The sequence below is a fragment of the Peribacillus sp. FSL K6-5616 genome (genome assembly GCF_038008245.1).
Classification (GTDB): domain Bacteria; phylum Bacillota; class Bacilli; order Bacillales; family DSM-1321; genus Peribacillus; species Peribacillus frigoritolerans.
Window position 1 is genome coordinate 4,564,550 of sequence record NZ_JBBOYT010000001.1, and the last position, 12,598, is coordinate 4,577,147.

A 12,598-nucleotide genomic window follows, 5' to 3' on the forward strand; every position below is an offset into this window, starting at 1 on the left:
ATTAATTCAGATAACAGAAGCTAACTTAGAAATATTAATTTTAAGGAGGGCTTCCATTTGTATTTCTATAAAGAAGACTTAATCAATATGATCGTTCCCGATAAGCCTGATCCAAATGCTGCAAAAGTGCTCCAGGAAACGCTTGGAGGGCAATTCGGTGAAATGCGGACGATGATGCAATATTCTTTCCAAAGCGCCAACTTCCGTGGCAAGGCAAAACAATATCGTGATTTAATTCGTGGAGTTTTCTTGGAGGAATTGAGCCACGTTGAACTTGTCCAATCTACCATCAATCAGCTGCTGAATGATGCTGGCGGGGATATGCCTGGAGATTCCGGTATCGATGACGCTCCATTGGATGAAGTCATCAAAGGCGGCGCAAACCCTCACCATTTCATCATCGGTGCGAAAGCATCCCTGCCCGTTGATGCTGGCGGCAATCCATGGAACGGATCATGGGTTTATGATCACGGTAATCTTGTGGCCAACCTTTTGAATAATGTCATGCTTGAATCTACGGGAGTCCTGCAAAAGTCCAGGATTTATGAAATGAGTTCCAATAAAACAATGCGTGAAACACTGGCATTTTTAATGGTTCGCGACAATGCCCACCAAAATGCATTTGCCAAGGCATTGGAAACGCTTGGGGTCGACTGGGGGAAAATCTTCCCTGTCCCTAATTATGATTTGAATAAATATCCTGAATGCCGCAAATATGTGGATTTAGGCTACCATAATGCCCAATTCAATTTCAGGATGGATCAAACACGGATCAGCCAGATTTTCCAAGGGGAGACACCGAGCCGAAATGGCGGAAACCTTGCTGTTACCGAGCCGCCAAAAGGATTCCCGGTCCCTGAAATGCCGGATATGCCAAATGAGCATAGCCCGGGATTGAGTGATTTGAATAATTAAAAAAGAAGGCGGACACAGCATTCTGTGTTCGCCTTCTTTTTTAATTATTGATATATTTCTCAAAAACAAAGCCAAAATCTTTCACATGGTACTTTTTCCGGCTCTCCATCAACCATTCGAAAGCGGCCGAATTAATTTCCTTGAAACTTGCAGCCATTTGGCTTCCATCAGTTCGAACCTGGTTCAAAGTGGAAGAAGCAAGGTTTACGCTTTGCTGGGCATATTGAAGGGCAAATTCATTCTCATGGCAAATTTCCGATATTTTCACGAGTGATTTGAACAAGTCTTTTAATTCTTCAATGAATTTCTTATGGACATCAATGGAGAAAGTCTTTGCACCGATCGAAAATTTAATTTCTGCATCCAAATCCACTGTCCCTGCGGTTTCAAGCGTGGCATTGGAAATCGTATACTGGCTGTAGCTATATCTTGTAAGTGTTCGCTTTTTGCTAATCGCACTTGTGCCGTCCAAATGTATGAACGCTTGATTCGTGAAACAGTACTCATCGGTTTTCGATTTAATCAGGAAATAAATTTTTTCCCCATCTTCATGCATGATATAATCATCTGCATCCACCTTGTCATAATCTGCAGGACTAATCACACTTCCAATATCACTAAGACCAAGGGCATCAGCCGCCATTTTCTTAAACATAACCATTCCCCCTATCAATATCCAGGTGAATTTCACCTTATTATAAGCATTTCTCCAGTATGATCTCGTCTCGGATCGGAATTCCATCAAAACTGTAAAATGGTATTTCCGGCTTGATTTTCCGTGATTCTTCCACGGCATTTTTAACGATTTCCGAAATGACATAACCACGCTTTTGAAAAAACTTCAACGCCTGTAGATTATCGTTCGTTGTAATCGCTTTAATAGTATGGCACTTTTTTTCCTTAGCGATATTTTCCATCACATAAAGCAATGATGAGCCCACACCTTGATTCTCATGCTCACTGTTCAAAGAGATGATCTGACATACATGGTCGGATAATTTGTATGTTCCCAATCCCGTGATTTTTCCATTCTCGTCCATCACCCCAAAACCCTCAAGTTCCGCATAATGAAACAAGCCTCTTGAAAAAACGACTTGAGTCGTCTCCCAGTGCTGAATGAAAAAGTCCTTGACCGTATCTGCCGCAATCATTCTTTTAGCTACGATTTGCATAACCAATTACGCCCCCAAAGTTTCTATCTCTATGCTTATAGTATAAAATGCTTATGCTAAGAAGGGAACATTTAATTCTTTACGACCTTCTAACAAAACATAATACCATTCATATTCAGATAATCAATATCAAAAAACGGGGCTCGCGATGCAGGCATCCTTCCGGGATCAGGAAATGGTATCATCCTTTATACGCTGGTTCCTTCTGGTGACCTCATCTTCGAATTGCTTCGTTTTCAATTCTTCCTTCTTTGAATATCTTATAATCGCCCTCATCGTAAAAACGGCCGCCACTAAAAAAATGAAGCAAGTTATACCAGCCGAGATATATTCAGTCTTGTCTTCCGGAAAGTAAAGAAACAAACCTAGTAAAGCATGATTGAGAAAGTCCATCCGTTACATCCTTCCTGATAGGGAATTAAACTGCATTCTCTCATTATATCAATTACCAGAACAATCCACTAGTGGGCCTAATCCACTAAAACATAAAAAACGAGAGGCACTGAGCCCCTCGCTTATCTTTTATTTATAAAATGGTGATCCCTTTAATGACAACGTCCACTGCTGGCTTGTCTCCCGCAACTGTCTCTACGTTAGCAATCGTATCAACAACGTCCATGCCTTCGACCACTTGTCCAAAAACAGAGTGTTTATGATCCAGCCATGGTGTGCCTCCTTGTTCCATATAAGCACTGATGATTTCTTCCGGATAACCGGCTTGCTTCATTTGCTCACCCATCCTGCTGTCCACGTGCTGGGCTTGTACGACGAAGAATTGGCTGCCGTTTGTTCCCGGGCCTGCATTAGCCATGGAAAGAGCTCCGCGCAAATTGAATAATTGCATGGAGAACTCGTCCTCAAATGGAGCTCCCCAAATACTTTCTCCACCCATTCCAGTCCCTGTAGGATCTCCGCCTTGAAGCATGAAATCCTTGATGACACGGTGGAAGATGATTCCTTCGTAATAACCGTTTTCAGCATGTGTCAAGAAATTCTCCACTGTCTTTGGAGCCAGTTCAGGGAATAGTTTAATTTTAATATCGCCCATCGTCGTTTGCATGATGACCGCTTTTTCATTTTCCAAAACTTCACTTGTTAATTGCGGAAAGTTTGTCATTGTACATAACCTCTTTCTTTTTAAAATAAAATGGCATGAAACACCATTTTCCATCTTCATTTGTACACTTTACACGATTTTCATAAAAAAAGCATCTTTACGAAATTGAACAAATTCGCTGTAAAAAATCGTTGTTCTTATGTATCATGAAGGAAGTTAAAAGAAAGGTGGTAGGGAAATGTCAGAACAGGATTTTAAAATCGGCGATAAGGTTACCGCCATATATAAAACTGGAAAATACATCGGGGAAGTCACCGATATCAGACCTGCTGCATATCTTGTTAAAGTGTTGGCTGTTTTGAAGCACCCCATGCAAGGAGATCTTCATAACCCGAAGCAAACGGAAGTGTCCATGTTCCATCAGCGGCGTGCTCTTGCATTCCGGGAACAAACCAATGTACCAAAAAATATGGTAAAGACTTTCGATGAGGAGATTCCGGAGTATAAGGAATCCTTAAGAGAAGCTGTTGATAAAATGAAAGGCACTTTAAGCGAAGCCCAAACAGAGTGGAATGATAAAAGCTTACAGTTGCTTGAAGATCTAGCGGCGGATTATTTCAAATAAAGCTTAAAAGCCAAATCAGTAGTATATGATTTGGCTTTTATAACGCTAAATGATTCAATACCTTTGATAAATCAATGCGGTCGCCAATTGTCGTCGGTTCATGATTTTTCATATAACTTTTATCTTTCTCCACTAACTTAAAGATATTATATGTCGTAATCGCATCATCGAGCGCCCTATGATGCTTGCCTGTCCCTTCTTTGCCATAGGCCTGTACAGCTTTCCAAAGTCCGGTTTGATTTTGATCCCCGAAAAAGCGTTTATACTCCAGGCATAGATCATTTTCCTTACCTGAAAAAGGGAAATCCAATCCTGCCTTCTGACAATTCTGGCGAAGCACCTTCATGTCCATATTTCCCCAAGTAACAATCGTCGTCGGGTGCTGTTCATCTATTTTCTTCAATAACGCAACCAGCTCTTCAAATGAAATCCCCCGGTCCACCTGATCCTGGGTAATGTTCAAGAACTTCTTGCATCTTCCCGTTAAAACTGGAAATTTCAATGGGTTAACAAAAGATGAGAATTGTTCCTCAATGGTCTCATTAATGACGGTGACTAAACCAACCTCAATGATTTCCGGATAAAACCCCGTTGGATTGGCTTTTCCTTCCGGCATCGTAAATTCAAAATCTATGAATACATATTGCTGTTGTTCCTCCATTTTTATGACCCCCTTCATATTCCTGACATCAACATATAAACAAACATGGTTTTTTCTCACGAGATTATTATAACAGAAGATTTAGAAAGTTATTTCTTTGCCATTCGGATACCGCGCTCGCCGTCATACCTAATTTACCCAAAACTCTTTATTGTCTACCTCTTTTGGATTATGATGGATGAATGAGCCAAAAGTACCATTTTTTCATTCCTTCATTCCAAGGACATACTAAAAATATATTAGTTAGGAAGTTGAACTATGCGCACGTATCTTGGCTATATCACGATTTCCCTCTTAGTTCCCGTATTGATCCTTTTCATTTTCCTTTCCCATCAGGAGTGGTCCTTAGCGCAATCTCCCTATCATGTACTCGACGAGCGGATTCCTGTTGAATCGATAGAACTGGCTCAGAATAGTTACATGAAGGCCGCAAATGGAAAGGTCATCAGTGAAATTTCCACTGGTGAGAAACGGACTTACTTAAAACTTGAAGACATCCCCCTTTTCCTGGAAAATCTGTTCATCGTTACAGAGGACCAGAAATTTTATGATCATGCAGGAATCGACCTATCCGGCATAAGCAGGGCGCTTCTTATCAATTCACAAAATAAAACAATCGAACAAGGCGGCAGTACCATTACCCAGCAACTGGCCAGGAATGTTTATCTATCACATGATAGGACATATAACCGAAAACTCAGCGAACTCATTTATGCCTATCAGATAGAGCGAAAAAAATCAAAACCGGAAATCATGGAGCTGTATTTGAATGCCATCTATTTCAGTAATGGAGCTTATGGAATCGAAGCTGCTTCCCAATATTATTTCAGTAAACCGACTGAAGAGTTAACCAAGGCGGAACTTGCCTTCCTTGCCGCAATCCCTAATAATCCGGAATACTATAATCCCCTTGAACATTTCGATGCGACGAAAAAGCGTCAGGAGAGAATGCTGGAACAAATGGTTGCCAATGGTGCTTTAGAACAGGCCGAGTACGAAAAGCTTATCAAAAGTACGATTAAATTAGACTTGTCCACCCCGGTCGACTTACATCCCGATTACGTGACATATGTTCATCAGGAATTGAAAAACCTGGTGGCATCCTCCGAGGGTCTCGACAAATCTCTGCAAAGCACAGATGTCGCTATACTTAAGAACGCGGAAGCCGAGTTGGATAAAAAGGTCAAAAAGCTTTTGAATTCCGGTGTAACCATCCATACCGCACTCGATACTAAACTGCAAACACAATCAAAGACTGCTGTACAATCAAAAATCGGTGTCAATGATATCGAGGGAGCTTTAGTGGTTATACAGCATCATACGCACGAGCTTGTCTCTTTGATTGGGGGAAAAGATTATAAAAAAAATTCTTTCAACCGTGCATACCAAAGCTATAGGCAGCCAGGGTCAGCGATTAAGCCGCTTCTCGATTATGCTCCCTATTTAGAAGAAACGGATGCTGACATCAATCAGCTCGTAAGCGGAGCAAGCTATTGCAGCAATAGCTATTGTCCAAAGAATTATAGCGGCAACAGCTATGGGATGGTCAAACTTAGAACTGCCTTCGCTCAGTCCTATAACACACCCGCCATAAGACTCTTTGAAAAGACGGGGATGGAAACGAGTTTCAAGTACCTGGATGCTTTCGACTTTAAAAAGGTGAGCAAAAAAGACCACCATACGAGTTCGGCAATAGGCGGATTCGAATATGGCATGAGTCCCCTTGAACTCACAAATGCCTATACTTCCTTCCATGACGGAAACTATCAGCCAGCGCGTGTCATTACAAAAGTCACCGACCAAGAAGGTAAAGTCCTTTATAAATGGAAAGACCGCTCCAAGGAGATATGGAACAAACGCACCGTAGCCAAGATGCGGCAGCTGCTCCATGAAACAACCCTATCCGGAACAGCACGCAAAGCCTACTTTCCTACAGATTATGTCGGCGGTAAAACCGGTACGACCAATGATGTCAAAGACATGTGGTTTGTCGGTCTGACAGCAAACTATACAACAGGGGTTTGGATTGGAAGGGACAAGCCATCCAATCTACAATCCATTTATTCACATTCACCCCATCTATTGATTTGGAAAGATATCAGCCAGACTGCCGAGTGAAAAAAGAAGGTGCCGCAATGGCACCTTCTTAGTTTGTCAATAAAATGAGGTTCGGAATGGTCTCAATCCCTGACACGATTTGATCATGGAATTATTACCATGATTTTAAAACAAGACATGGTCTACTCCATGATTTGTTTTACAGGGGATGAAACCTCAATAGATTGAAAAAATTCGCGACACTCCTGGCGAATAACCAGCTAGCCAAGACAATGCTAGCCGCTTGCTTTGATATTATCGAGTTTGTCTACAGTCTGATGGCACCTTCCTGTTGTCGACAAAAGAAGTTCCATCTAAATGTTAAAACAAAGTTGATTGGAGCGGGTGTTCGAGACTCCTGCGGGAAAAGCGCGTCAAAGGGAGACCCCGCAGGCGCTGGCGCCGAGGGCGGACCGCCCGCGGAAAGCAGTGCCTGGAGTGGAAATCAACCTTCTTACATTTCCTCAAAAAAACTGTAGGCAACTCATTATTGTCTACATTCTGTAAGGTGCCGCAATGGCACCTTCTTTTTCGCTATATGGGAAGACTTGCAATGACGCTGTTATAGAGCTTCAATCCCGCATAAGCGACTATTGAAATCAGTGCCGTCCAAACGAAGATTGGAAAGAAGACCAATCCCACTAACCTCGACAAATTCAGGCTCGGGCTCAACTTATTGACAAAATAAATTAAAGCCACGACATTCGTCGCGATATAGATCGACCCAAGCCCGAAGATGAATTGAACGCTGAACAATGAACAGGCACCGCCAATCACATAAATGACAGACCCCTTTCTTACACTGTTCAGGGCTTTACCCTCCGAATCCTTGGAAAAGAATAATAAAGACAGCTCCAATATCGTATCGGAGATCAGCTTCAATGCAGCAAAAACCATGAAGAATAAAAGGAGCAATACGATCAGCAGCGCCAGCTTGATGCCGGCTTCAGAAAAGAATTCCAGCATCCCTTGGTAGATTCCCAAATTCCCAAATAACTTGAGCATTTGCATTTCCCCATAAATGGCAAAGGAGAGGCTGAATAATAGGATTGAAATGATTGGTAAATAGCTAAATAAATACGTGTTTTTCATGATTTCTCCATCCATGTGTCTTTTATCCTATATTATGCAAGATAATCCACGATTTCACAATGGATACTCTACTCATTCACCGTTGAAAAACTTTTTTAATAAATTTTTCAGGACGGTTCCCCCTCCTTTTCTACCTATATATAAAACATCATTCAAGTTGGCCTTCACCGTTTTTAAAGCCATGCAAACCCACATAAATTGCGTTATACTTTTAAGCGAGGCAAGCATTCGATAAAAAAATACATATTCAACGAAGATTTCCTAACGTCTAGGATTGCGTGAAAAAAGCATAATAAGACGACTGACTTCGTTTTTAAAAAAAGGGGGGAGTTTATGTCTTTACTTCATTGGGCGGTATTATCACCGTTTCTATTAGCACTTATTGTACCGATATTGTACAAACTATTTCGACAAATCCACACAGGATGGTTTGTATTGATTTTACCGATTCTCCTTTTCACCTATTTTTCAAGGTTCATTTCCTTGACCAAACAAGGGGATATCGTCATGGAAAGCGCAACATGGATTCCTTCTCTCGGAATAGATGTTGATTTCTATGTCGATGGACTAGGGCTTTTATTTGCCTTGCTCATTACAGGTATTGGTTCACTCGTCGTTCTTTATTCAATTTTCTATTTATCGAAGGAGAAAGAAAAGCTGAACCAATTTTACGTCTTCCTTTTGCTTTTCATGGGGGCGATGCTTGGTGTCGTCCTTTCCGATAATCTAATAGTCCTTTATTCGTTTTGGGAATTCACGAGTTTATCATCTTTTCTATTGATAGGATATTGGAATGAGAGGGAGCGTTCACGTTATGGGGCGCAGAAATCGCTGCTGATCACTGTGCTTGGAGGCTTAAGCATGCTTGGAGGCATCATTCTCCTTTCCATTATGGGGAACACATTCAGCATACGTGAATTGATTGCCCAAAGCGGGGAACTTATGGACCACTCGCTCTTCGTTCCTGCACTTTTGCTTGTGCTGCTTGGCGCGTTCACTAAATCCGCACAGTTCCCGTTCCATATCTGGCTTCCTGACGCGATGGAAGCCCCTACTCCGGTCAGTGCTTACCTTCATTCCGCCACAATGGTCAAGGCTGGCATTTATTTGGTTGCCCGATTAAGCCCTGTTTTTGCAGAATCAGGATTATGGTTCTGGCTCGTTTCGATCGCCGGATTGATCACCCTGTTCTGGGGCTCATTCTCTGCAATCAAGCAGACTGATTTGAAGGGGATTCTCGCTTTTTCCACCATCAGTCAGCTCGGATTGATCATGTCGCTTTTAGGACTTGGTGCTGCGGCACTCCACTATGAAACGTTGGGGGAAAATATATACTTGGCAGCCACGGTTGCAGCAGTATTCCACTTGATTAATCATGCGACCTTTAAAGGGAGCCTATTCATGGTTGCAGGCATCATTGATCATGAAACCGGTACGCGTGATATCAGAAAGCTTGGCGGATTGATGCAGTTGATGCCGATCACTTTCACCGTCGCTGTGATAGGTGCTTTTTCAATGGCTGGACTTCCGCCCTTCAATGGTTTTTTGAGCAAGGAAATGTTCCTGGCCAGCATGGTGAATGTATTGGAATTGAATATCTTCAATATGGAGACATGGGGGGTCCTGTTTCCTGTGGTTGCATGGGTAGCCAGTGTATTCACTTTTATTTACAGCATGATTGTCGTGCTCAAACCCTTTACAGGCAAACTTCAGTTACAACTTTTGGAAAAAAAGCCCCACGAGGCACCGGTCGGGATGCTGATATCCCCGATCATCCTTGCTTCGTTGGTCATCGTTTTCGGTATTTTTCCAAACTTGCTGTCTTCATCCATCATTAAACCTGCGGTAGCCGGCATCCAGCCAAGCTTGGCTGGACCGGATTTCCAAGTCCATATCGCCTTCTGGCATGGATTCAAACCTGAAGTATGGATGACCATCGGCATCATAGCTTTTGGATTTCTATTATATAAAACGCTTCCGAAGTGGCAGAAAGTCACTCAGTGGATTCCTGAACGCATCTCCCTGAATACTTTGTATGATAACGGGGTAAGAGGGCTCGAACGTTCAGCTTCCTTCGTCATGAAAGTATTAATGACAGGTTCGATTCGGACATATCTGCTTTCAATCTTCCTTTTCTTCATTCTTTCCTTGGGCTTTACGCTCTATTGGAAGGATGCATTTAAATTGGATGCAGGGGATTTTGCCCCGATCGGCATATATGAATTGGTATTAGCCGGAATCATCGTGATTGGCTCGGTCGCCATTCTGTTTGCAAGATCCCGTTTAACTTCCATTATCATCTTAGGAGCAGTCGGTTATACGATTTCCCTATTTTTCGTTTTGCTGCGGGCACCGGATTTAGCCTTGACTCAACTAGTCATCGAAACGATTTCGGTATCGCTGTTTTTGCTCTGTTTCTTCCACCTTCCGTTAATGGCAAGCAGAAAGGAAGAACGGATGACGTTCAAGTTGAATAATGCCATGATATCCATTGGTGTAGGAGTCATCGTCACATTGATTGCCTTATCGGCACATAGCAATAAACTATTTGATTCCATATCCAGTTACTATCTTGAAAATGCTTATAAGGAAGCAGGCGGGAAAAACGTCGTAAATGTCATTCTCGTTGACTTCCGCGGACTTGATACGATGTTTGAAATCACTGTCCTTTCCATCGCTGCGCTCGGAATATTCGCGATGATCAAATTGCGTTTGACAGGGGGGAAAGATAAATCATGAAGCAAAATGACCTGATTCTCCAAACGGTTACGAAAGTCGCCGCCTTTGTTATCTTGCTGTTTGCAGTGGCCATCTTTTTAGGCGGGCATTATTCGCCAGGCGGCGGGTTTGTCGGCGGTTTAATGACTTCAGCCGCCATAGTCCTGCTGTTGCTCGCTTTCGACATTAAAACCGTCACCGGCATTTTGCCGATTGACTATAAGTTAATGATCGGTTCAGGCCTGTTCATATCAAGCCTGACCGTGGCCGGTGGGCTGGTGTTCGGGGTGCCCCTCATGACACATGTTTATCAATATGTTGATTTACCGCTTCTTGGGCACATCTCGCTTCATACCGCGGTACTTTTTGATCTGGGTGTTTATCTTGTGGTTGTTGGTGTAACGATGACCATTATTCAAACGATAGGGGAGAGTGAATAATGGAACTTTTAATGGCATTTGTCATTGGAATACTATTTATGTGTGCGACCTATTTAATGCTTTCCAAAAGCATTTTAAGAATCATAATCGGTACTGGGCTGCTCAGTCACGGCGCCCACCTTTTGATTTTGACGATGGGCGGTTTGAAAGGCGGTTCCGTCCCATTGCTGAGTGATGAAGCTGCATCCTATGTCGATCCGCTTCCGCAAGCGCTTATCTTGACGGCGATCGTCATCAGTTTTGGAGTCACATCATTTCTGCTGGTACTTGCTTATCGGACCTACCAGGAACTCGGTACGGATGACATGGAAGAAATGAGAGGTACGGAAACGAATGAATAATCTTACTTTCATGCCTGTTTTATGGCCGCTTTTCACAGGCATCCTGCTCATTTTCTTTGCAAAAAAAATCAAGCTGCAAAGAGGGATATCGCTTTTTTCCTCTTTTATCGGAATTGTAATTTCCCTTTATCTAGTGTTTACGGTCCGTACTCAAGGGATCTTGACTTTAGGCGTCGGTAGCTGGGATGCGCCATTCGGGATCGTGATCGTCGCAGATATGCTTTCTTCGCTGCTCGTACTGACCACGAATATCATTGGATTGGCCATACTGCTTTATTCGTTTTACTCCATAGGGGAAGAACGGGAAAGACATTATTACTATCCTGTATTCCAATTTTTACTGATCGGGGTAAACGGTGCCTTCCTAACGGGGGATCTTTTCAATCTATTCGTATTCTTCGAAGTCATGCTGATGGCTTCCTACGTGCTGCTTGTACTGGGAGGTACGAAAATCCAGCTGAGGGAATCATTAAAGTATATCATCGTCAATGTACTATCCTCTTCCTTTTTCGTCATCATGGTGGCGTATCTTTATTCAGTCGTAGGAACATTGAACATGGCGGACATCAGCCAAAGGATAACGGAAGTCAACCAGCCCGGAATCATCTCGGTGATAGCGATTGGCTTTCTGATCGTCTTCGGTTTGAAGGGAGCCATTTTCCCGCTTTTCCAATGGCTGCCTGGGTCTTATTACGCTCCGCCCATTCCAGTGATGGCTCTATTCGGGGCATTGCTGACAAAGGTCGGGATCTATTCCATTTTCCGGACCTATACACTGCTGTTTTATCATGACCAGGATTTCACCCATACATTCCTTGCGATACTTGCAATCTTGACCATCATCATCGGTGTCATTGGTGCTATAGCTTATTGGGATGTAAAAAAAATCATCATTTACAATATCATCATCGCCGTCGGGGTTATTCTATTCGGCATCTCCGTCATGAATGAACAGGCCTTATCGGGTTCCATTCTATATATCATTCATGACATGCTGATCAAGGCTGCACTCTTCCTGCTGGTTGGCATCATGATCAAAATCAGCGGATCGGATGATTTACGGGACATGGGCGGTTTGATCAAGCAATACCCTGCCGTTGCATGGACCTTCTTCATAGCGGCCATATCTTTGGCTGGAATCCCGCCGTTCAGCGGTTTTGCCGGCAAGCTCCTTATTCTTCAGGGAGCTGCAGAAAAAGGGGCATACTTGGGAATGGCCGTTGTCTTAATATCAAGCTTGATGGTCCTGTATTCCGTCATGAAAATATTCATGCATGGCTTTTGGGGAACTCCAAAAGCTGATTATGCCTTAACTAATGGAAAGGTTAATAAAATGTTGGTTCCGGCAGTCCTCCTCGTCATCATTTCCGTTTTATTCGGAATAGGGACAGAATCGGTTTACCCATACATTACACAAGCTGTAGATTCATTAATGAATCCCGAAATCTATAACAAAGCGGTTTTAAAGGAGTAGTGCCTG

The 12,598-nt window shown here is 42.8% G+C and carries 13 protein-coding genes; 7 read left to right on the top strand and 6 right to left on the bottom strand.

Annotation, left to right across the window (positions count from 1 at the left end; genetic code table 11):
• Positions 1-57 precede the first annotated feature (57 nt).
• Positions 58-915 (top strand): manganese catalase family protein, encoded by an 858-nt coding sequence (locus MHB45_RS22185; protein WP_048687663.1) that lies wholly within the window; start codon positions 58-60, stop codon positions 913-915.
• Positions 916-955: 40 nt separating this feature from the next.
• On the opposite strand, the gene MHB45_RS22190 is transcribed toward MHB45_RS22185, so the two are convergent.
• The 4 genes from MHB45_RS22190 to MHB45_RS22205 form a co-directional block, all read right to left on the bottom strand.
• Positions 956-1,570 (bottom strand): PH domain-containing protein, encoded by a 615-nt coding sequence (locus MHB45_RS22190; RefSeq protein WP_072272296.1) that lies wholly within the window; start codon positions 1,568-1,570, stop codon positions 956-958.
• Positions 1,571-1,610: 40 nt separating this feature from the next.
• Positions 1,611-2,087 (bottom strand): GNAT family N-acetyltransferase, encoded by a 477-nt coding sequence (locus MHB45_RS22195; RefSeq protein ID WP_048687661.1) that lies wholly within the window; start codon positions 2,085-2,087, stop codon positions 1,611-1,613.
• Between the two features lie 168 nt (positions 2,088-2,255).
• Entirely contained in the window at positions 2,256-2,480 is a 225-nt protein-coding gene (locus MHB45_RS22200) for a hypothetical protein (RefSeq protein ID WP_034310272.1), read from the bottom strand.
• A gap of 133 nt (positions 2,481-2,613) precedes the next feature.
• Positions 2,614-3,204, bottom strand: a complete 591-nt coding sequence (locus tag MHB45_RS22205; RefSeq protein ID WP_034310270.1) for a peptidylprolyl isomerase — start codon at positions 3,202-3,204, stop codon at positions 2,614-2,616.
• Positions 3,205-3,382: 178 nt separating this feature from the next.
• Here MHB45_RS22205 and MHB45_RS22210 point away from each other — a divergent pair, with 178 nt between their 5' ends.
• Positions 3,383-3,769 carry a kinase-associated lipoprotein B gene (locus MHB45_RS22210; protein ID WP_340908106.1) on the top strand — a complete coding sequence of 129 codons (387 nt, stop codon included), beginning with the start codon at positions 3,383-3,385 and terminating at the stop codon, positions 3,767-3,769.
• Between the two features lie 37 nt (positions 3,770-3,806).
• On the opposite strand, the gene kapD is transcribed toward MHB45_RS22210, so the two are convergent.
• Positions 3,807-4,430 (bottom strand): 3'-5' exonuclease KapD, encoded by a 624-nt coding sequence (gene kapD, locus MHB45_RS22215; protein WP_034310264.1) that lies wholly within the window; start codon positions 4,428-4,430, stop codon positions 3,807-3,809.
• Positions 4,431-4,688: 258 nt separating this feature from the next.
• Here kapD and MHB45_RS22220 point away from each other — a divergent pair, with 258 nt between their 5' ends.
• Entirely contained in the window at positions 4,689-6,548 is a 1,860-nt protein-coding gene (locus MHB45_RS22220; RefSeq protein ID WP_072272295.1) for a transglycosylase domain-containing protein, read from the top strand.
• A gap of 513 nt (positions 6,549-7,061) precedes the next feature.
• On the opposite strand, the gene MHB45_RS22225 is transcribed toward MHB45_RS22220, so the two are convergent.
• A complete protein-coding gene (locus MHB45_RS22225; protein ID WP_253350035.1) occupies positions 7,062-7,634 on the bottom strand; it encodes a DUF5366 family protein in 573 nt (190 codons plus the stop codon).
• A 318-nt stretch (positions 7,635-7,952) separates the two neighbouring features.
• Between MHB45_RS22225 and MHB45_RS22230 the strand changes: the two genes are divergently transcribed.
• From MHB45_RS22230 to MHB45_RS22245, 4 genes are read left to right on the top strand one after another with little or no spacing between them, the layout of a single operon-like run.
• Positions 7,953-10,358, top strand: coding sequence for a Na+/H+ antiporter subunit A (locus tag MHB45_RS22230; protein WP_202186174.1), 2,406 nt, complete (start codon positions 7,953-7,955; stop codon positions 10,356-10,358).
• Positions 10,355-10,777, top strand: coding sequence for a Na(+)/H(+) antiporter subunit B (locus MHB45_RS22235; RefSeq protein ID WP_034310256.1), 423 nt, complete (start codon positions 10,355-10,357; stop codon positions 10,775-10,777). The genes MHB45_RS22230 and MHB45_RS22235 overlap by 4 nt, the downstream gene beginning before the upstream one ends.
• Positions 10,777-11,118 (top strand): Na(+)/H(+) antiporter subunit C, encoded by a 342-nt coding sequence (locus MHB45_RS22240; protein ID WP_048687657.1) that lies wholly within the window; start codon positions 10,777-10,779, stop codon positions 11,116-11,118. The genes MHB45_RS22235 and MHB45_RS22240 overlap by 1 nt, the downstream gene beginning before the upstream one ends.
• Positions 11,111-12,592, top strand: a complete 1,482-nt coding sequence (locus MHB45_RS22245; protein ID WP_072272292.1) for a Na+/H+ antiporter subunit D — start codon at positions 11,111-11,113, stop codon at positions 12,590-12,592. The genes MHB45_RS22240 and MHB45_RS22245 overlap by 8 nt, the downstream gene beginning before the upstream one ends.
• Positions 12,593-12,598: the final 6 nt, after the last annotated feature.

What these genes read in the sequence shown, in the direction of transcription:
- MHB45_RS22190 (WP_072272296.1), bottom strand. Translation starts at nt 1,570, where the DNA reads ATGTTTAAGAAAATGGCGGCTGATGCCCTTGGTCTTAGTGATATTGGA.
- MHB45_RS22195 (WP_048687661.1), bottom strand. Translation starts at nt 2,087, where the DNA reads ATGCAAATCGTAGCTAAAAGAATGATTGCGGCAGATACGGTCAAGGAC.
- MHB45_RS22200 (WP_034310272.1), bottom strand. Translation starts at nt 2,480, where the DNA reads ATGGACTTTCTCAATCATGCTTTACTAGGTTTGTTTCTTTACTTTCCG.
- MHB45_RS22205 (WP_034310270.1), bottom strand. Translation starts at nt 3,204, where the DNA reads ATGACAAACTTTCCGCAATTAACAAGTGAAGTTTTGGAAAATGAAAAA.
- MHB45_RS22210 (WP_340908106.1), top strand. Translation starts at nt 3,383, where the DNA reads ATGTCAGAACAGGATTTTAAAATCGGCGATAAGGTTACCGCCATATAT.
- kapD (WP_034310264.1), bottom strand. Translation starts at nt 4,430, where the DNA reads ATGGAGGAACAACAGCAATATGTATTCATAGATTTTGAATTTACGATG.
- MHB45_RS22220 (WP_072272295.1), top strand. Translation starts at nt 4,689, where the DNA reads ATGCGCACGTATCTTGGCTATATCACGATTTCCCTCTTAGTTCCCGTA.
- MHB45_RS22225 (WP_253350035.1), bottom strand. Translation starts at nt 7,634, where the DNA reads ATGGATGGAGAAATCATGAAAAACACGTATTTATTTAGCTATTTACCA.
- MHB45_RS22230 (WP_202186174.1), top strand. Translation starts at nt 7,953, where the DNA reads ATGTCTTTACTTCATTGGGCGGTATTATCACCGTTTCTATTAGCACTT.
- MHB45_RS22235 (WP_034310256.1), top strand. Translation starts at nt 10,355, where the DNA reads ATGAAGCAAAATGACCTGATTCTCCAAACGGTTACGAAAGTCGCCGCC.
- MHB45_RS22240 (WP_048687657.1), top strand. Translation starts at nt 10,777, where the DNA reads ATGGAACTTTTAATGGCATTTGTCATTGGAATACTATTTATGTGTGCG.
- MHB45_RS22245 (WP_072272292.1), top strand. Translation starts at nt 11,111, where the DNA reads ATGAATAATCTTACTTTCATGCCTGTTTTATGGCCGCTTTTCACAGGC.